Raw genomic sequence first — 18784 nt, forward strand, 5'->3', positions numbered from 1 at the left:
TGGTTATCTGGCGCCGCAACACTCCCAGATAGAACGTTCCTTCACCCGCCGAATGTCGACCATTGTCCGAACGAGTGCGCCGACAGACTCATCCTCGCGTCGAGATTGGGTAAGAGGTGTTGGGCGCCGGGAACGGTTCCCAAGACGCTAAAAGGCCGACATTTGATGAGAGACAGTTCGAAGGGCATTCGGCCCGGACACCGAGCTATACGGGAGTCTCGTAAGCCGAATTGGCCGTCCAGTAGCCATGAGGGCGCCACAAACGCGTGTGCGGGGCTAATAAGGCGTAGTGAATCGCAGCCGCGACCCAAATTCGTTCACCAATCATGATCACAAGTTGTGATTTCAATAAAATCAGTGACTTAGAGAGATGCCAACCAAACGGCAGGTGAACCGCTCAATTGAGCGTTAGATCACTTGGCGGCAGCATCACCGGCCGGAAGGGCGCCGCGCAACACAAAGGACAGCAGGTCATCCGCAGACGGTTCGCCCCACACCTTAGTCGAGAGCCACGCAAAGAAAGACGTCTCGACCAGCTTGGTCAGCGCCTTGCCCGCCTTCACCTTCAGGTTCGCCGCGGGTACCAAGGCGTTGTATTCCTCGACCAGAGCGGACTGGTCTTCGTCCGAAAGCTCCGAGAAATAGCCTTTTGCATCGTGCGCTTGCGCGGCCAGATATTTGGCGCGCAGCTCGCCGGTCGTCATGGCCTCCGGCTGGCGCAGGGGAGGAGGCGCGCTCGACGGCGCCGTCGCTTCGGAAGCCGCGCCGTCGCCCCAGCCCGCTGCCAGGGCGCGCCGAAAATAGGCGGGCACGTTGTCCAGCGGGGGCGAATTCTTCCTCGTCTGACGGGCTTTCGTATACGCGATGGCACCCTTCAGCTTCTCGTTGGCATGCGAGCGCGCGAGCTTGCGCGCCTCCGACAACGGCACACCGAGCTTCGTGATCGCCAGCACGAGATCGGGATCAGCGTCGGTCTCAGCGCTGTTCGTCTCCTTTCTCGTCACCTTGAACTGCAACGCGACGACGGAGCGCCCGTTCTTGAACTCCACCAGTTCGATCGTATGCTCCGACAGCTCGTTCACTTCCGCGATACAAGGCGCGAGAACCGCTCGCTTGAAGATCTTGTATTCCTTGTACTTGGTCGCCCCTTCCTCCTGCCCGAGGATCAGGTCTTTGAACCGCGCGAGCGGCATGCGCGCCGTTTGTCCGACACGTTCATACCGGACCGTGTTCTCCCACAGAGCGAGCGAGTGCGCCCGCCGGAACTGCGCCGCAATGCGCAGATCGAGCATGGCGTACTTCTCCGGATCCAGAAGCTCCGAGCGAATTTCAGCCGAGAACGAATAGTGCAGCAGCGAGCCGTCGATACGCGCACCCGCGATCAGCCCCGAAGCCGTCCACGCGCCTTTGGTGCCATCCGTATTCAGGTGATCCCAATCGACGACGATCCCGATCAGCGACCGGATCGTATCCTTGATATAGCTGACGTTGTTGGTCGTCAGTTCGAGCATGCTCTTGATCTCGGGTATCGGCATTTCGAACTGGGCGCGCCCGGGCTGAGCCTGGTTCTGCGAGATGGCGTTTTTGATCAGCGCATTGAAAATGCGTCGCTGCTGAAGCGAGATGATTCCCTTCTTGGGCGAAGCGTGAATCGCCTGGACTGCCTTTTTGAGCAGTTGGGGTGCGGGCGATTGCTGAAACAAGGCGAGCTGGCCTTCTTTGCGCTGTTTCATAAGGTCTCGGCGACTGAATATAGGTGAAATGCTAACAGTAGCGTGTTCACCTATCAACCGGCCAGATCCGGTTCACGCCTTGCATTCCGGTACAAACCGAGGTCCTGGCTCGACAGAATCGGCGAGAGCCGACGGCGCTTCTACTCCTTCCTGGAGCTTGTTTATTAAGGATTTTCAGGCCGAAGTTCCCCGTCGGTCCACCTCGTCCGCCACACGATTTCGACACGCGCCCATCCCAATGCGATGCACCTTATCCTGCCCCAACGCCGTTCACCTTATGCCGTCGGCTGTCCGCGTCCTCGCGCCGATGCAATGCCGAACCTGCGCTTTCTGCTTCTGAGCGTCCCAAAACCGTTCACCTAAGGCTCGACCCTGGTGGCCCACCCGACCTCAACCCATCATCCGCCGCTTGAACTCCCAGCCATCGGGCATTCGATCCCAATGCAGTTCACCTTTGGGCGACGAGGCTCCTTTAGCTACTTGAATCATCTGGAAAAACGGCTTGGGCCACGCGAAAAACCCGTACCGGCCCATCTCCCAAATTCGTTCACCTTTGAGCCGGCAGTCTCTTCCTTGCCACTTCATCCCAATTCACTTCACCTGATTCCCATGTCCACTCACCCCCTGTCCCACAGCCATTCACCAAAGTAACAAGCCCGTGCACCACAGGTCCCAATGCAGTGCACCTAAACCACAACCAGCTTCACCAGTCGCTCAATTTCGTCCGTAAAATCAATCACTTCGCGGACGTAAACGTATGTAAACGATTCAAAGTGTTATTCAAAGTAAACAACGTGAGTCCATAAAAAACTTCCCGACCTACACCACGTCCTACTCCACATGCCCCTGCAAGTCCCAAAAGCATGACCCTTTTCCGATCGATGTCCTGCGCGCGACTCCCTTCCGGAAAACCGTCGGGCGTGAACTCCCCAATAATCGATTCGCCCACTGATCGCGACGATTCGTCACCGCTCAGGCTTACGGACAACGCACTCGTCCCTTTGAAGATCCGATTGCAAAACTTCGCCCGAACCGCGCGCCCATCGAACACGATCAACGCCGCGCATCGTGATGCTCCCCAATGTGCGCGATACGCCTTTCCCTCAACCTTTCACACGAACTCAATCCGAGCCGCTGAGGTGAACCCCCTTGGGGTCCAGTCGTTCGTAACCCCAAAGCGGTATCGAACAGAGCGCAATAACGATTGCTGACATCCACCGCCCACGCGACCCCAACCGTCCACGTAACGCGTAGCCGGAGCGAGTCCATGTCCATATCGGGTCAAGTGCACGTCCCGCATAACCAGCCGACGTACGGCCCACGCAGACCACACTCGATTGAACACGCCAGTTCCCCGATTCCCGGCCCCGTGAACTAACCAGCCCGTTCCCTCGCTCACCGATGGCCAGCGGCTCGATTCTGCAAGCCTGTTAATGCAATGGTATGTTCATGCAACAACTGGTTTTCCCGAGCCCGACTTCGCCAACAAACGAATGGTCGACGCTACGGCTCGACAGCTTTCGCAAGCAAACCAGTGCGAGGACGTACGCGGGCATCGGGGCCGCGCCCTCGTTCAACCTTCAATCCTTTCTGTAAATTCGAGACACTATGTTGACGGAAAACAATCCGCCGACGGGTAGCTACTTGCCGGCGAACGACAGCGTGTCGTCCTCGTTGCGGCAGTGGCTGGCCGTCGGAGCGGTAACGATCGGTGCATTCGCGTTTGTCACGACCGAATTCCTGCCGGTGGGCTTGCTGCCGCATGTCGCCCGCGAACTGAATGTATTGCCCGGAACGGCCGGACTGATGGTCACTACGCCCGGCGTCATTGCAGCGATCTCCGCGCCCGGACTCATGCTCGGAGCGGGGCGCATGGACCGCCGCTTCGTCTTCCTGTTCCTGACCGCGCTGCTTCTGGCTTCGAACCTTCTGTCTGCGTTCGCGCCGAATTTCACCGTGATGCTCATGGGGCGGGCGCTGCTGGGCGCCGCCCTCGGAGGATTCTGGACGCTGGCAACTTCCGCCGCGGCCCGCCTCGTGCAACCCAGGGACGCTGCAAAGGCGATGGCCATGATCCTGACCGGCGTGACCTGTGCCACGGTGATCGGCGTGCCGCTCGGCACCTTCATCGCAGGCCTCGCGTCCTGGCGCTGGTCGTTTCTGGCGACCGGCGGCCTCGTCGGCGTCGCACTCGTGGCGCAACTGTTCCTCGTTCCGTCGCTGCCGTCAGGCGTTGCGTTGCGGTTTTCGGACCTGTCGTCGCTCGTGCGGCGCTCTCATCCGCGCAGAAGCCTGTTGATGGTGGCGCTCGTGTTCGGCGCTCACTTCTCCTCGTACACGTACATCACGCCATTCCTGCTGCACGATGCGAACTTCGACATGTCGACGATCACCTGGCTGCTGCTCGGCTTCGGCATCATCGGCTTCGTTTCCAACTTCGTCGCTTCGGCCACGGTCGTGCGGAACCTGCGGCCATCGGTTGCCGCGATGGTGTCGCTCTTGATGTTCGCTCTCGTGCTGATGCCCGTCCTGCGTCATTCGCAGTTCGGCGTGATCGCCGTCGTGCTGGCCTGGGGAATCTCCTTCGGCGCGCTTCCGCTCTGCTTCAGCGTGTGGATCCAGCGAGCGACGCCCGACCAGCCCGAAGCCGGGTCGGCGCTTTTTGTCAGCATCATTCAGGTCGCGATCGCGGTGGGTTCGTCGGTGGGCGGGGCGGTGGTCGATCACGTCGGCATCCGCGCCGACTTCCTGTTGGGAAGTTCACTGGCGCTGCTGGGTCTCGCGGCGCTCGCGAGCATCGGCACGCAAGCGCAAAGCGCCGCGCGCGATGCGCTTCCTTGCAGGGCGACACCCGAGTAGCGAGGGCAGGGCGGGGCGTTCTTCATGATCGACGCGCGGTGCCGGGCACGTGCTTGGCGCGCGTCTCGGCGGCGTGGCGGAGCGATCGGGCCATACGTTCTGGCACATGCTTCGCGGGCCCGCCCGTGGCGATTGTCAGCGAATGGAGGCGTCCTGTCCGAGACGCGCCATCGCCGACTCGAACTGTTCCGCCCGCAGCGCACGATGCTGAAAACCGCCCTGACTGGACGGAATGCCAATACCGCACAAGGCCCGATGCTGCGTTTCCGTTTCCACGCTATCCGCGATGATCCGCAAACTGAAACAGCTTGCGAGATACATGATCCCGCGAACGATTTCGGCGCCGCGCTTGACGATCGCGTCAGCGGCATGGTGCTGCGCGAGCAAAAAAACGAACTAAGCGCGCTTGCCAGGCCGCATGCGCAGCAGGCGAGAGTCGACGTCTCCTGGATATCGACGCGCGGAGAAACAAAGGGCCGCAGCATCGCGAAGACCTCGAGTTAAACGATGACGAGCTGCAGTCTTCGCGCCCGCCCTGACGAGCGACCGGCTCAGCCGCCAAGGTGAAGCGGATTGGGGCGAGCAGGCGCATCGACGCTTGCGATCGCCACCGTGCTGTCAATGGCGCAGGCCGCAAACGGCGTGTCTCACGCAGCGAAAGCGGGCCGTCGCGCGTTCGCTTCATCCGGGCAGCGGGCCTGTTTCACGCGGCGCCTCAACCGGCGGCGACATGGTCGAGCGTCGACGCGATCGTCAGTCGCGCGCGCGACAGGCACGCGATCACCGATTCGATCGGAATATCGAGCACCTCGCCGGTCTCGGCGTAGTCGAACCCTTCGACCTGCACCAGGATCAACACCGCGCGCTGGGCCTGCGGCAAGCGCTCGACAGCGCGAATGATTCGCGCGTGCAGTGGCGACTGATCCGCTTCTTCGGCTCCCGGCCCGTCGCTCATTTCCAGCATCGCGCGGGACCACGGTGCGTATGAGAGTTTAGGGTCGCCACGCGCTCGAAGATCGTCGCTCCAGATCGCCCATACGATCGAGAACATCCAGCAGATGGGCGACACGTTTTCCCGGCGGCGTTGTGATTGTTCGACACTGCGCGTACAGGCACGTCGAACCAGGGCTTCCGCGTCGGAGGTGTCTCCCGAGATGCGCAGGGCGAATGCCCAGAGTCTTGGCAACAACGATGCGAGCAGGCTCGCCTGATCGACGGACTGAACGCGAGGCCCGCTGCTCGAGGCATCGCGCGCGCGGCCCTTCGTCGCGCGAGCACCATTTGCATGCGTGGTCGGAGTCATATGAACGCCCGTTGAGTCCTGGGTCGGACCGTCCAGCCGACAGCGCAAAGCGCCGGGCGTAAGTTTCTGCGGAGATCCCGCACGGGCGCCTCACGTGCACGGGTTTCGCCGGCTTCATGTTGCGAGCGAGCGGCGATATCACGGCGCTTCGCGGCATGAACGTTCTCAGTCACCTGATCCTTCTCGATCTGAATCTCGATCGCACGGCGTCTCCTTGACGAAAGCCGGCGCGCGGCAAGGCCGCTGGCGTCGCCGTCGAAACGCGCGGGCGAGGGCGCAGCGGCGCGCTTGCCGATTTCTTCGGGCCTCTCGCGCCGATGCTCCACGTTCAAAGGACTTGGCTCCCTGCTTCGGCAAGCGCTTCGACATCGACGGACCTGAGATGCGGTGCGCGCTCATGCAAATGGCGGGCAGGCGTGCGGTCGATCAGCAGACTCAGCAGTTCCGGGCGGCTATAGTGGCCGGTCGAGTCCATCATTCGCTTGCGTTCGTTGATCAGGCGGAAGTCGAGGTCCGCGATCACCTCGCCTTCGCCGGAGCGCAGCGGCTCGCCCATCAATTGTCCCGACGGCGAGACGATCGCGGTAAAGCAGCCGCTCGAGATCGGACCAATCGGAGATCCCGTGTCCTTCATGATCCGGGCCTGCTGTTCGGCATCGAGCCAGGCGGTCGCGTTGACGACGAAGCAGGCCGATTCCAGCGCGTGCTGGCGAATGTTCACCTCCATCTGCTCGGAAAACAGGTCCCCTCCGAGCGAGCCGGGATACATCGCCGAATGGATCTGCTCGCCGTCGGCCATCAGCGCGTAGCGGGCGAGCGGCAGGGAGTGCTCCCAGCATGCCAGCTGGCCGATGCGGCCGGCCGCGCTGTCGACGGCGCACAGTCCGGAGCCGTCGCCCTGTCCCCAGACGAGGCGCTCGTGGTACGTCGGGGTGATCTTGCGGCGGCGCTGGATCAGGGTGCCGTCGGCATCGAACAGCAGTTGCGTGTTGTAGATCGTGCCGCCATCGCGCTCGTTGACGCCGATGGAGACCACCATGCCCGCCTGCCGGCACGCCTCGCCGATGGCGTCCGTCGTGACCGACGGCACGGTCACCGACTGCTCGAGGAGCCGATGGTGTTCGGCGCTCATCGCATAGGGCGCCTGCACGAGCGAAAAGTAGGGGTAGTACGGGACCACGGTCTCCGGGAATGTGGCGAATTGCACGCCCTGGCGGCCGAGTTCGAGAATTTTCGCGACGACCTTCGCGACCGTTCCCTCGCGGCTATATAGCACCGGGCTGATCTGTACTGCCGCGGCTTTGATGGTAGTCATGCTGCATCCTTTCAATTGTCTGGAGAGATGTCTCTCGCAAAGTGGGATTCGATCGGCGCATGCCGTGAAACTGCTCACCCGCCCGGACTCGCCGGATTCGCGGATCGCAGGTATTGCCGCTCGATGCCGTATTTATATCGCCGCTTGTTCATGTCTCAAAGGACGTATAAAGTACGTTTTCAGGACATCAGCCGGAAAGCCCCGAACATGCCAGCCCTGTCAGTCGCCTTTATTGTTTTCGACGGTTTTCAGTCGATGTCGCTCTCCGCGCTCCCCGTGTTCGAATACGCCAACGCAACGGCTGGAGAGGCGGTCTACGAAACGGTCGTTCTGTCCGAGCACGGGGGGATCGTGCGTTCGTCCATGGGCCTCTCGGTCGTGACGGAACCCTTTGACGACCAGGTCTTCGATACCGTGATCGTCGGCAGCGGGGACTCCGTCATCGAGGCGGCGCCCCCGGGCCTGCTTGCCTTTGTGCGCGACCATGCGCGCACGGCGCGTCGCACGGCGTCGATCTGCTCCGGCGCATTCGTGCTGGCGCAGGCGGGGCTGCTCGACGGCCGCCGGGCAACGACGCACTGGAACTACGCGCCGGCGCTCCAGGCCCGGTATCCGTCGATTCAGGTCGATGCCGACCGGATTTTCGTCGTCGACGGTTCGATATGGACGTCGGCCGGCATGACGGCCGGCATCGACCTGGCGCTGGCGATGGTCGAGAACGATCTGGACGCGGACAAGGCCCGGCGGGTGGCGCAGACGCTCGTGGTGTACCACCGTCGCGCGGGCGGCCAGTCGCAGCATTCGACGCTGCTCGAACTCGCGCCCAAGTCCGACCGTATCCAGACCGCACTGACGTACGCGAGGCGCAATCTCGCCTCGCCGCTGTCCGTGGAGCAGCTGGCGGACGCCGCGCGCCTCAGTCCGCGCCAGTTCAGCCGCGCGTTTCGGGCGGAAACCGGCCAGTCGCCCGCGAAGGCGATCGAAAACCTGCGTCTGGAAGCGGCGCGGATCATGCTGGAAGACAGCCGGCACACGCTCGACCAGATTGCCGGACAGACCGGCTTTCACGATGGCCGGCGCATGCGGGAGGCCTTCCTGCGGGTCTTCGGACAGCCCCCGCAGGTGTTTCGTCGCCGCGCGAAGTATGAAACCGGCGTGAGTTGATGGCGCTCAATGGCGTGTGAGGAGGGCGCGCGCAGTCCGCATGCGGCGATCAATCTCCGCCATGGTTTTTTGTTCGCCCTCGATGCGCGCGCGCATGCATGTGAGCCATGCGGTCAATGCTTGCGAAAGCGGCTAATATCCGGGTCTCCATCGTGGGACGATCCCCCATGCATCAACTGACTGCTTCCGACGAGTTCTTCGACACGCTGATTGTCGGCGCGGGCTCGATCGGCGTGGCTGCCGGCTACTTTCTCAGCCGCGCGGGAAACAAGGTGCTGCTGCTCGACGCAGGCGATCCGCCTCATTCCGGCGGCTCGCATCATGGCAGTACGCGTCTTATCCGGCACGCATACGGAGAGGGGGCGGCCTATGTCCCGCTGGCGCTGCGGGCGCAGCATCTCTGGCTTGCGCTCGAGCAGGAAGCGCAGGCGCCCATTTTTACGCGGACCGGCGTCGTGAACATCGGCACGCACGATGACCCGTTCATGCGCGAGGTCGCGAGAAGCGCGTCAGAGTACGGATTGGCGCTGGAGTTTTTCGACGGTCCGCAAGCCAGCCGGCGATGGCCTGCATGGCGGCTTTCGCCCGGTCAGATGGCAGCCTTCGAACCCGACGCCGGGGTGCTGTACTGCGAGCAGGCTGTGCTCGGCTTCCGGCGGCTCGCCACCGCGCTCGGCGCGCAGCTTCGCGCGAACACGATGGTGGCGCGCATCGAGTTGCTCGATCAGGGCGGCGTCGGCGTCGTCACCGATCGGGGCGAGCGCTTCACGTGCCGCGATTTGATCGTGTGCGCCGGCAGATCGTGCCGTGATTTGCTCGAACCCCTGGGCCTCCGGGTTCCCGTTACCCGCGTCAGGAAATCCTTTGCGTGGTTCGACGGCGACCCGCTCCTGTTCGCACCGGACGTCTTCCCCGGTTTCGCCATCGCTTCGGAGGCGGGGCAGTACTATGGATTTCCTGATCTGGACGGCAGCGGCCTGAAAGTCGGCCGCCATGATGGCGGTCAGCCCGTTGGAGCGAACGCACCGCTCGCTCCTTTCGGCGACGACCCTTCCGATGTATCCGATCTCGAAGGGTTCTTGCGGCGTCATCTGCCGGGCGCGGGAAAGCTGCGCACGGGAAAGACCTGCGAGTACGACATGACGCCGGACGAACATTTCATCATCGACAGGCTGCCTGCCTGCTCGCGCATCCACGTCGCAACCGGTTTCTCCGGACACGGGTTCAAATTCGCCAGCGCGATCGGAGAGGCGTTGGCCGAACGCATCACGCTGGGTGCGAGCCGTCTGGATCTTTCGCCTTTCTCGATGGGGCGGTTCGGCGGACTGGATCGCGCTTCTGCCGAAGGCCCGTCCTGACGCGCGCCATCACGCTTCACGCCTGCTGCGCGGTCATGCGGCGAATACGCGTGTCATTCTCACGGTGGCTATTCTGTCCGTCACGGGAACGTCCATCCAACCAGACGTCGCGGAATAAGTTCGCGCGCCAGGTGTTATCAACAATGCGTTGTCCCGCATAACGTGCGGCCGCGCCTGCGTGCCTGGCTCTTGCGTATGCCAGCGGCGCATCCGTCAATCGCTCGTCGGCGGGACTCGCGTCTTCCACGAGCAAGCAGCCGAAAGCCGGGCAGGGAAATGGGTCGCTTCAAAGATATCTTCGGGCAAAGCCTGAGCGCAGAACGTGCCGACACGATCGAAGGGTGGAATCGAGCCATCCTCGATTACTTCACGTTCAAGGGCGATCCGGTGTCGGAGGCGCTCGAACTGGCGCACGACCGATCGTTCGTGATGGGCGACGTGTTTGCCGCAACGATGCTCGTCTTCGACGGCGCAACCGCAAGTTCACCGCAAGTCAGCAGCATTCTGCGCAGGCTCGAAGCGCTCCACGATGCAGTGAGCGCGCAGGAGCAGGGCCACATACGCGCGGTACGTGCCTGCGCCGAGGGCGGCATCAGTCTGGCGGCCGGATGCTGGGACAGGGTTCTGATGGAGCATCCCCTCGATATCGTCGCCATGAAGCTCGCTCATGAAGCCTATTTCCTGATCGGCGATGCGAACGGCATGCTGCGGTCCGTATCCGCCGCGCTTCCTCACTGGCGTCCCGACATGAAAGCATACGGCTTCGTGCTCGGGCAGCATGCTTTCGGACTGGAGGAATGCCATCAGTACGCGGCCGCGGAAGGGCCGGCGCGGCTTGCGCTCGAACTCGAACCGGACGATTGCTGGGCGCTCCACGCGCTGACGCACGTGTACGAGATGCAGGGCCGCCACTTCGATTGCCTGTCGCTGCTCGATGCGATGCGCTCGCGGTGGGTGAATCAGCCGCTCCTTGCCGCGCACATCTGGTGGCATCTTGCGCTTCGGTACGTCGCGGACGGCAGATTCGAGCAAGCGCTTGCGGTCTACGACGAGCAACTCGCCAAAGTGAATGTGAGCAGCGCCTTTCGCCTCACGGACGGCACTTCGTTGCTATGGCGTCTCGAACTGGCGGGCGCGAGTGTCGGCGACCGATGGGCCGAACTGGCCGACAAGTGGTCGGCGCATGCCGGTCGGCACGCGAACGGATTTCTGGACGTACACATTGCGATGGCGCTTGCCGCCGCCGGACGACAATCCGAAGTCGAAAGATTTCTGGCTGGCTTCAACGAAGACGCTGGCGAGACGACGAGCGAACTCGGCGAAATCCGTCGACAGGTGACCGCGCCGGCGTGCCGTGCGCTCGTGGCCTATCGTGCGGGCGACGACCGTACCGCGATCGGCACGCTGGCCTCGCTGCTGCCGGCGCTCCATCGTATCGGCGGCAGCAACGCGCAGCGCGACCTGTTCGATCGCACGTTGAGCGCGAGCATGCTGCGCGCGGGAGAACTGGCGCGGAGTCGCGGTTTTCTGCTGCGATTGCTTGCGGAGCACCCGAATGCGGCATGGGTGCTCGACGACATGGCGACGCTCGAAGCGCAATCGAACGACCCGGCGATGGCGTCCGTTTATCGCGCCCGGGCGTCGCTTGCCGTTGCGCCGATAGCGGAGAACGGCCGCTCGCGCGCATCACTGGCAGGCGGAGCGCGGCATCAGCGTTCCGATCGACGGCATTGACCGCATCCTCGCTCGCGCGGCAGCGATCGATGGTGTCCCGGCATCGCGTTTGGAGCGTCACGCGGACGTCGGTTGCGATGCCGGAATCAGCTTTCGTCGTCGTCGATTTCCTTGCGGTCGCGCCGCTCCTCATTGCCACGGCGCGCACGCAGGCGCTGGCGCGACAACACGGTAATGATCTCGCCGGTGGTCGCCCCGGCAGGAACTTCGTTGCGAATGACTTTCGGCACCATCGGCAGACCCGCGCGTTGCCTTCGGAGGGCCTTGGCGATGGCTCTCCGGCAATCTTCTCCGTGGCAATCCCACTCGTCACGAATCTTTTCGCAGTAACGGCACTTGTTCATGGTGAATAGTCTACCGCGCAATCACGCGGGGGAATCTTGCCGGTCCATGGCCGCCGATGCCCGCCGTGCGGCCTCCCGGCAGCCATTTTCGCACGGGCGTTCGGAGCGCGTATTCGCTTGCTTCGCACACCCTGCTGGTGTGAATCGCAAAAGCGGGGGTTCGCGCGGCGGTCACACTTCGCGAGCGTCCTCGCACGCACGGCCCGCATCACGGGCGGCGTGCAGATGCGCCGTGGATACGCTTCGCATTCACCCTGATCGGCGCGCGATTGACATCACAACATCAACGAGGTGGTGGATAATCCGATTTTCCCTCGATGGGCCAGCGCAGGGCGGGTCGATGCAAAATGCAGTCGGCGCGCCGGGCATTTCGGGAAAAATGTCGTCTGTGCGCAAACGGATCGAAGCCAATCATCATGTGAATGATTGTCTCGCGCAGCCAGAGGGAACGCACGCATGCGTTGTTTTAGCGCGGCCCGTGCGACGATACTCGATCCATCAATGAGCCCCGCAAACTGAACACAATGTCGACGACCAACGCTCCCCAGTCATCGCAGAATGAAGTACTTAACGCCATGCGCAAGGAGCGCAAGCGCGTGGAGATTTACCTCGTCAACGGCATCCGGCTGGTCGGTCATATCGAATCGTTCGACCCGTACCTGGTCATGCTGCGCACGCCCGTCGGCGTCCAGGCGGTGTACAAGCATGCCATCTCGACGCTGCAGCCCGAGTCGGGCGCGAGTCGCGGCGGCCCACGCAAACCGCCGAGGGCGAAGCCCGACGCGACCGGCGACGCGCCCGTCGTGATTCAGCGCAAGCGCCGCGCAATGCCGGGCGATAACCGGGAATAGGCGACGCGCCGTTGCTCGCGGCGCGCGCGCCGGCCGGCGTGAGCACCGCTTCGCAACATAGGCTGTGATCTCAAAGCCACGTCGAATTTTGATCGACTAGGGTTTTCCCTGATCTCGTGCCTATACTGTCCGTGACTTTCTTGTGCACCAACCCGTCCCACGACAGGAGCACCAGATGCATGGACATCGAGACCACAGGGTAGTGATCGTCGGCGGCGGAGCGGGAGGACTCGAGCTCGCGTCCCGCCTTGGCAGGCGCTTCGGGCCGCGGCGCGTGACGCTCGTCGACAAGCACCTCTTTCACATCTGGAAGCCGAGCCTGCATGAAGTCGCCGCAGGCACGCTGGATGTCAACAAGGAAGGCCTTTCCTACGCGATGCTGGCCAAGCATTGCGGCTTCACTTTCGTGCCCGGAGAAGTCCTTGGTCTGGACCGCGCAGGCAAGTTTGCGCATCTCGGGCCGCTCATGTCGGATCAGGGCGAAGAAGTCGTGCCGCCTCGTGACGTGTCCTACGATTCGCTGGTATTCGCGGTCGGGAGCAAGTCGAATTTCTATGGCACCCCGGGAGTCGCGGAGCACGCGTTCGCCCTCGACTCGATGACCGAAGCCGAGCGTTTTCGCCTCAGGCTGCTGCGTGCGTTGAACGCGATGCATGCCGCGAAGCGCGCGGGCAACGGGCGGCCGCTCAATATCGTGATCGTGGGCGGCGGCGCGACGGGGGTCGAGCTGGCGGCGGAGCTGCGCGAAGCGTGTGCGAGCATCACGCTCTATGGGCTGACCGGCATCGAACCTCGCGAAGACATTCGCATCACGGTCATCGAAGGCGCACCGCGCATCCTGGCACCGCTGCCCGAAAAGCTCTCACAGGCGGCTCACGCGCTTTTGTCGGCGCGAGGCATCGACGTGATGACCGGCGTTCGCGTGGCAAACGTCGAGGCGAACGGGCTGAAGGACACGCGTGGAACCTTCTATCCGGCGGACATCTGCGTCTGGGCAGCCGGCATCGAGGCGCCCGCGTTCCTCGGCGAACTGGGGCTCGTCACGAACGGGCTGAATCAGCTGGTCGTGGACGAATTCCTGCGTACCGTCGACCCCGATATCCACGCACTCGGAGATTGCGCCCAGGCGCCGTGGACGGCACGTTCGAAGTCCGTGCCTGCCCGCGCCCAGGCCGCGCATCAGCAGGCCGCGTATCTGTTCAGGAGCCTGACGTCGCGCATGAAAGGGGCGCAGCGCTCGTCCGGTCCGTTCGTCTATCGCGACCACGGATCGCTGGTTTCTGTCGGGCAGGCGGAAGGTGTCGGGAGTCTGATGGGCGTGCTGGTCGGCAAGAGTCTCTACGTCCAGGGCCAGTTGGCGCGGATGATGTATGCCAGTCTCCATCTTCTGCACCATCAGGCCGTGATCGGGACGCTGCCGACGGCCCTTGCCGCGCTCGGCCGTTTCCTGATGAAGCGGACATCGCCGCGCGTCAAGCTGCACTGATCGAGAACATGCCGCTGCGCTGAATGCGGCGGCTCTCCCGATGATCGCGATGGCCCGAACCTTCCCTCGATCTGACGCAACTAACTGTCTGTCCTTCAACCGCCTGGCAACGAAATGCCGGCGGTGGGGCACCAAACACTGTTCGTCAATGAACCCCCGGAAACCGTATATACTGTTTATACCGTTATTACCGGGAACATCGATGAATACACCTAGTACGAAACCGCCGACCAAGAAAGCCTTCCACTTTCCGAAGAGCGGCGAAAAGCCCCTCCCTGCAGCCGACGCACCGGCCGCGAAAGCTCGCAAGCCCGCAGTGAAGACAAAGCCCGCGAAGGAAATCAAGGCGGCCGTGAAGACGGGGGCCGCATCGAAGAAGACGTCATCCGCAAAGAGCGAAGCAAAGGAAGTCGCAGTCAAGGTGCCGGAGCCTGCCACCAACGGATCGACTGAAAAGCAGCGGCGTGTGAAGAAGGAAAAGGTCGTTCGCGACAGCTTCACCATGCCCAAGTCGGATTACGAGAAAATCGCCGCACTCAAGAAGCGCTGTCTGGCTGCGGGCGTCACCGCCAAGAAGAGCGAACTGTTGCGCGCCGCGCTTCAGTTGCTCGCCGGAGCGTCCGAAAAGCAGCTCGTTGCGGCGGTATCCGCGCTCGAGCAAGTCAAGACGGGACGCCCCGCAAAGTCCTAGTCATGCCGCGCGGCCGATTGCATGGCGCAGTCGCCCGCGTCGTGGATTCGCCCCGAACAGCGGCTTGCAGCCGGTCCGTGCGCGTACACGCGAGCGGCCGCAAGCCGCGCACGAATTGATCGGACACGGTGAGATCCGCACGCCGCGTCCGATCTCGCCTCCCGCACGGTGCATGGCGCGGCAAGCTTGCTCCCGATCCACGGGACAAAGCACGCGGCGGCCCATCAGCGCGGCGAGGCGGATCGGCAGGGCGTCGTCGAACGTGCCGTGCGCGGCGAAGACCGGCGTGTCGCGGTTCGCCTCGCCGAAGCCTGCGTCGATCAGGTTCCTCGCCGTCTCTGAGACCGTACCGGAGTGGTCGTTTCAGCCTCCACGCTATCACCCGTGGCAAAGCGCACCGGAGCCGGCTGGCATCCCGCAGACCCGCAGTCGTTCATAAACATAAGTCTATGATGTGTTAAACAATGTTTAACTGTCGTGAATGCACGTGGGGCGTTATTCTCGAGGAGCAGTTCCGAGGCGGCCGCGGGCTCGTAGCGTGGCGCGCGGCGATTGCATCGCGCACCCGCAGCGGTGCCAGCGAGCCACCAACGTGTACGCATAAGGAGACGGTGCGGGTCGCACCGCGCATCAGCCGCATATGACGACTACCCTTGTTTATTCCCACGCCGCGTGTCTGGAACATCGTCCGGGACCTGCTCATCCGGAGTCGCCCGAGCGCCTGAAGGCCGTGCTCGGCGCGCTGCGCGCGCCTGAGTTTTCGTCGCTGGAGTGGCGGGAAGCGCCGATGGGCACGCTCGAACAAGTGGAATTGATCCACGACCGCGACTTCGTCGACGAAATCGCGGACATTGCCCCGCAGCACGGCTACATACCGCTCGACGGCGGCGACACGGTGATGTCGCCGGGATCGTGGGAAGCGGTGATGCGTTGCGTCGGCGCGGCCTGCGCCGGCGTCGATGCGGTGATGGACGCGCAGGCGCGCAACGTGTTCTGTGCCACTCGCCCGTGCGGCCACCACGCCGAGCCGGCCCGGGCAATGGGCTTTTGCATCTTCAACCAGGCCGCGATCGCGGCAGCCTACGCTTACGAAGTGCACAAGCTGGAGCGCGTCGCGGTCGTCGATTTCGACGTGCATCATGGCAACGGCACGCAGGCGGCGTTTTTCAACCGACCGGAGCTTTTCTACGCCTCCAGCCACCAGTCGCCGCTCTATCCCGGCACGGGTTCCGCGTCGGAGACCGGCGTGAGCCACAACATCGTCAATGTCCCGCTGCCTCGCGGCTGCGATTCGGCGCTCTTTCGCGCCCGGATCGAGGCGGACATGTTGCCGGCGGTGCGCCAGTTCAACCCGGAACTCATCATCATTTCAGCCGGCTTCGACGCGCACCGTCTGGACCCGCTCGCGGGCCTGAGCCTCGAAGACGACGATTTCGGCTGGATTACCCGTGAGCTGATGCGTATCGCCGATGCGGCGTGCGAAGGGCGCATCGTGTCGATTCTGGAGGGCGGCTACAGTCTGGACGGGCTGGCTACGGGTACCGCCGCGCATGTCCGGGCGCTGATGGGCGTCCAGGCTCGCTGAGCGGATCGGGCCGCAATTCGTTCATTACGGCTACGCCCGGTTTCCGAAGCGTTCTCAGCAGGGGAAGCGAAACAGCGCGCGCGGGGCGTCGCGCAGTATCACCCTGCGCACCGAAGCGTCCGGCACCCAATGGTCGAGCGCATCGCGCGATGCGCCATAGTCGATCAGCTCCTGATGCTGCGTGTGCGGCCAGTCGCTTCCCCACACCAGACGAACGGCGCCGAACGAGTCCAGTAACGCGTGGGCCAGTTCTTTCCCCACGTCGAGGCCCGACGTGCCGCCTCCCGACCGGTAGGCCGCCGAGAGCTTCACCCAGACCCGCCCGCTTTGCGCCGTCGAGAGCAGATAGCGGAAACCGGGATCGCTCGCGCCGAGTGCGGGCTCGGGCCGGCCGAAATGATCGACCACGACGGTGCAGCCCGCCTCCAGCAGCGAGCTCACGACCATCGGCAGGTCCGCTGCGTTGCAATGGACTTCGACGTGCCATCCGAGCGCGTTCACGCGCGCGAGCAGTTCGAGCCAGTGCCGCGCGCGAAGATCGGGCAGCGGCAGCCCGATCAGGTTCAGGCGCACGCCCACGACCCCGGACGCCGCGAGCTGGCGCATCTCTTCCTCGGGGATTGACGGATCGACCACCGCGACGCCGCGAAACCGATGCGGATAGCGTCGCAGCACGTCTAGAAAGAACGAGTTGTCCGTGCCGAGAAAGCTGGGCTGCACGAGCACGGCATGCGTGATGCCGCGGGTTCGCAGATGATCCGCGTAGACGTGGAGTGTCGCGTCGTAATCCGGCGCGTGGCGCCGCTGCGGCGCGAGCGGCAGGCCGCGCACGAACACGTGGGCATGAGTGTCGATGGCTTCGACGGCTGTGTCGTTCGACGCGAGCCATCCGGCATTTTGCGGCGCGAGCGTGCCGGTTTCGTCAGTAGGGGTCATGTGCACTGGGTTCATCGTTCGCGGATTTCGGTGAGCGGCCTTCGTCCAGCCCTCAGACGTGCGTGGCGGACCGCTTGTCGGGCGCGGGCGCCGTCTGCGGAGCGACGGTCGCGATGCGGCGGCCCTTCGTTTCGGGCAGGAGCAGCGCGGCAATGACGACGATCCCGTACGCGATGCCCGCATCGATGCCGAGCGCGGAGCCGAGCGGCATCGAGTTGCCCATGTGGCCGACGAGCACGGGAAACGCAGCCGATACCACGCGCCCGAAGTTGTAGCAGAAGCCCACGCCCGTTCCGCGCACGCCTTGCGGATACAGTTCGTTGAAGAGCGCGCCGAGGGTCGCCGGAATGCCCGCCGCGAAGAGGCCGAGCGGAAAGCTCAGGATCAGCATCGCCGTGTCGCCGATCGGGAGGAAGACATAGAGGTTGACCGTTGCCGCACAGCAGATCGCGAAGAGGATCACGTTCTTGCGGCGCCCGATCCTGTCCTGCAGCCACGCGCTCACGAAGCAGCCGATGATGAACGCGGTGATCACCACGGCCAGATAGCCGCCGGTGCCGAGCACCGACAGATGCCGCTCGGTTTTCAGATAGGTGGGCAGCCAGGTCGTGATCGCGTGATAGCCGCCGTGCGCGCCGAGCCCGATCAGTCCGCCGACGATGGTCGTGCGAAGCACCGACGGATGAAAGATGCCCGCAAGAATGGCGAACGCGCCGGGCCTGTCGGCCGGGCTCGCCGGCGCTTCGCGCGGCGGCTCGACGATATTGCGCCGCATGTAGAGCACGAGCAGCGCCGGGACGAGGCCGATCCCGAACAGCACGCGCCACGCCGCCTCGGGCGAGACATACGAGAACACGACCGTGTAGAGGAGCACCGCGCCCGCCCAGCCGAAGCCCCACGCGCTCTGCACGATGCCCATCGCCTTGCCGCGATGCTTCGCGCGGATCGTCTCGCTGAGCAGGACGGCGCCGGCCGTCCATTCGCCGCCGAAGCCGATTCCCTGCAGCGCCTTGAGCACGAGCAACTGCTCGAAGTTCTGCGCGAACGCGCTCAGGAACGTGAAGAGCGAGAACCACAGCACGGTCACCTGCAGCGCCCTGACACGGCCCACCCGGTCGGAGAGCACGCCTGCGAGCAGGCCGCCCAGCGCGCCCGCGACGAGCGTCGCGCCGCCGATCAGGCCCGCTTGCCCCTTGCCGATGCCCCAGGTGGCGATCAGCGTCGGGATGACGAGGCTGAACAGCTGCGTGTCGATGCCATCGAGCGCCCATCCGGCGAAACAGCCCCATAGCGTGCGCTTCTCCGGCGTCGATATCTCGCGGTACCAGTTCATGTATCTGTCTCCAGTGCCGGTGCGGCCGGCTCTCGTTGTCGGTGATTCGGGGGCGGTTCAGCAGTGATCGAGCGTCATGGCGTCTGATCCTG

General features: G+C 63.8%; 15 protein-coding genes and 1 pseudogene. 9 read left to right on the forward strand and 7 right to left on the reverse strand.

What is annotated here, in order from left to right; translation table 11 throughout:
• Positions 1-413: 413 nt before the first annotated feature.
• Complete coding sequence (locus BG61_RS15485; protein ID WP_035934429.1) at positions 414-1733, reverse strand: replication initiation protein; 1320 nt, start codon at positions 1731-1733, stop codon at positions 414-416.
• 1608 nt (positions 1734-3341) lie between these two features.
• Between BG61_RS15485 and BG61_RS15490 the strand changes: the two genes are divergently transcribed.
• A complete protein-coding gene (locus BG61_RS15490; protein ID WP_051672558.1) occupies positions 3342-4592 on the forward strand; it encodes an MFS transporter in 1251 nt (416 codons plus the stop codon).
• Between the two features lie 204 nt (positions 4593-4796).
• Positions 4797-5096, forward strand: a complete 300-nt coding sequence (locus BG61_RS41910; RefSeq protein ID WP_129572181.1) for a hypothetical protein — start codon at positions 4797-4799, stop codon at positions 5094-5096.
• A 211-nt stretch (positions 5097-5307) separates the two neighbouring features.
• On the opposite strand, the gene BG61_RS15500 is transcribed toward BG61_RS41910, so the two are convergent.
• Genes BG61_RS15500 through BG61_RS15505 form a run of 3 tightly spaced genes read right to left on the reverse strand, consistent with a single transcriptional unit; the run spans position 5308 to position 7210 of the window.
• Positions 5308-5895, reverse strand: a complete 588-nt coding sequence (locus BG61_RS15500) for an RNA polymerase sigma factor (RefSeq protein WP_081868082.1) — start codon at positions 5893-5895, stop codon at positions 5308-5310.
• Entirely contained in the window at positions 5892-6227 is a 336-nt protein-coding gene (locus BG61_RS42815) for a hypothetical protein (RefSeq protein ID WP_132455113.1), read from the reverse strand. Before BG61_RS42815 ends, BG61_RS15500 begins: the two co-directional genes overlap by 4 nt.
• Positions 6224-7210, reverse strand: coding sequence for a nitrilase-related carbon-nitrogen hydrolase (locus BG61_RS15505; protein ID WP_035934431.1), 987 nt, complete (start codon positions 7208-7210; stop codon positions 6224-6226). Before BG61_RS15505 ends, BG61_RS42815 begins: the two co-directional genes overlap by 4 nt.
• Before the next feature lie 207 nt (positions 7211-7417).
• Here BG61_RS15505 and BG61_RS15510 point away from each other — a divergent pair, with 207 nt between their 5' ends.
• The 3 genes from BG61_RS15510 (at position 7418) to BG61_RS15520 (ending at position 11466) form a co-directional block, all read left to right on the forward strand.
• Positions 7418-8374 carry a GlxA family transcriptional regulator gene (locus BG61_RS15510; RefSeq protein ID WP_035934432.1) on the forward strand — a complete coding sequence of 319 codons (957 nt, stop codon included), beginning with the start codon at positions 7418-7420 and terminating at the stop codon, positions 8372-8374.
• A 116-nt stretch (positions 8375-8490) separates the two neighbouring features.
• Positions 8491-9732 (forward strand): N-methyl-L-tryptophan oxidase, encoded by a 1242-nt coding sequence (gene solA, locus BG61_RS15515; RefSeq protein WP_206540592.1) that lies wholly within the window; start codon positions 8491-8493, stop codon positions 9730-9732.
• Positions 9733-10008: 276 nt separating this feature from the next.
• Positions 10009-11466, forward strand: coding sequence for a tetratricopeptide repeat protein (locus tag BG61_RS15520; RefSeq protein ID WP_063741037.1), 1458 nt, complete (start codon positions 10009-10011; stop codon positions 11464-11466).
• A gap of 86 nt (positions 11467-11552) precedes the next feature.
• On the opposite strand, the gene BG61_RS15525 is transcribed toward BG61_RS15520, so the two are convergent.
• Positions 11553-11810: a hypothetical protein gene (locus tag BG61_RS15525; RefSeq protein ID WP_035934434.1), complete on the reverse strand. Its 258-nt coding sequence runs from the start codon at positions 11808-11810 to the stop codon at positions 11553-11555.
• A 524-nt stretch (positions 11811-12334) separates the two neighbouring features.
• Between BG61_RS15525 and hfq the strand changes: the two are divergent.
• The 4 genes and pseudogenes from hfq to BG61_RS15545 all read left to right on the forward strand — a co-directional run.
• Positions 12335-12610: pseudogene (gene hfq / locus BG61_RS15530) on the forward strand (RNA chaperone Hfq); the annotation flags it as partial.
• A gap of 226 nt (positions 12611-12836) precedes the next feature.
• Positions 12837-14147 carry an NAD(P)/FAD-dependent oxidoreductase gene (locus BG61_RS15535; protein WP_035934436.1) on the forward strand — a complete coding sequence of 437 codons (1311 nt, stop codon included), beginning with the start codon at positions 12837-12839 and terminating at the stop codon, positions 14145-14147.
• 40 nt (positions 14148-14187) lie between these two features.
• Entirely contained in the window at positions 14188-14838 is a 651-nt protein-coding gene (locus BG61_RS15540; RefSeq protein WP_306434186.1) for a hypothetical protein, read from the forward strand.
• Between the two features lie 640 nt (positions 14839-15478).
• Entirely contained in the window at positions 15479-16423 is a 945-nt protein-coding gene (locus tag BG61_RS15545; RefSeq protein WP_035934438.1) for a histone deacetylase family protein, read from the forward strand.
• A gap of 54 nt (positions 16424-16477) precedes the next feature.
• On the opposite strand, the gene BG61_RS15550 is transcribed toward BG61_RS15545, so the two are convergent.
• Both BG61_RS15550 and BG61_RS15555 read right to left on the reverse strand, forming a co-directional pair.
• Positions 16478-17359 carry an amidohydrolase family protein gene (locus BG61_RS15550; protein ID WP_232256272.1) on the reverse strand — a complete coding sequence of 294 codons (882 nt, stop codon included), beginning with the start codon at positions 17357-17359 and terminating at the stop codon, positions 16478-16480.
• Between the two features lie 52 nt (positions 17360-17411).
• Entirely contained in the window at positions 17412-18692 is a 1281-nt protein-coding gene (locus BG61_RS15555; protein WP_035934440.1) for an MFS transporter, read from the reverse strand.
• Positions 18693-18784: the final 92 nt, after the last annotated feature.

It is taken from the genome of Caballeronia glathei, assembly GCF_000698595.1.
In the GTDB taxonomy this organism is placed as follows: domain Bacteria; phylum Pseudomonadota; class Gammaproteobacteria; order Burkholderiales; family Burkholderiaceae; genus Caballeronia; species Caballeronia glathei.

Bases quoted from the DNA above. Each gene is read 5' to 3' on its own strand.
- BG61_RS15485 (WP_035934429.1), bottom strand. From the start codon at position 1,733: ATGAAACAGCGCAAAGAAGGCCAGCTCGCCTTGTTTCAGCAATCGCCC.
- BG61_RS15490 (WP_051672558.1), top strand. From the start codon at position 3,342: ATGTTGACGGAAAACAATCCGCCGACGGGTAGCTACTTGCCGGCGAAC.
- BG61_RS41910 (WP_129572181.1), top strand. From the start codon at position 4,797: ATGCTGAAAACCGCCCTGACTGGACGGAATGCCAATACCGCACAAGGC.
- BG61_RS15500 (WP_081868082.1), bottom strand. From the start codon at position 5,895: ATGACTCCGACCACGCATGCAAATGGTGCTCGCGCGACGAAGGGCCGC.
- BG61_RS15505 (WP_035934431.1), bottom strand. From the start codon at position 7,210: ATGACTACCATCAAAGCCGCGGCAGTACAGATCAGCCCGGTGCTATAT.
- BG61_RS15510 (WP_035934432.1), top strand. From the start codon at position 7,418: ATGCCAGCCCTGTCAGTCGCCTTTATTGTTTTCGACGGTTTTCAGTCG.
- solA (WP_206540592.1), top strand. From the start codon at position 8,491: ATGCTTGCGAAAGCGGCTAATATCCGGGTCTCCATCGTGGGACGATCC.
- BG61_RS15520 (WP_063741037.1), top strand. From the start codon at position 10,009: ATGGGTCGCTTCAAAGATATCTTCGGGCAAAGCCTGAGCGCAGAACGT.
- BG61_RS15525 (WP_035934434.1), bottom strand. From the start codon at position 11,810: ATGAACAAGTGCCGTTACTGCGAAAAGATTCGTGACGAGTGGGATTGC.
- BG61_RS15535 (WP_035934436.1), top strand. From the start codon at position 12,837: ATGCATGGACATCGAGACCACAGGGTAGTGATCGTCGGCGGCGGAGCG.
- BG61_RS15540 (WP_306434186.1), top strand. From the start codon at position 14,188: ATGATCGCGATGGCCCGAACCTTCCCTCGATCTGACGCAACTAACTGT.
- BG61_RS15545 (WP_035934438.1), top strand. From the start codon at position 15,479: ATGACGACTACCCTTGTTTATTCCCACGCCGCGTGTCTGGAACATCGT.
- BG61_RS15550 (WP_232256272.1), bottom strand. From the start codon at position 17,359: ATGACCCCTACTGACGAAACCGGCACGCTCGCGCCGCAAAATGCCGGA.
- BG61_RS15555 (WP_035934440.1), bottom strand. From the start codon at position 18,692: ATGAACTGGTACCGCGAGATATCGACGCCGGAGAAGCGCACGCTATGG.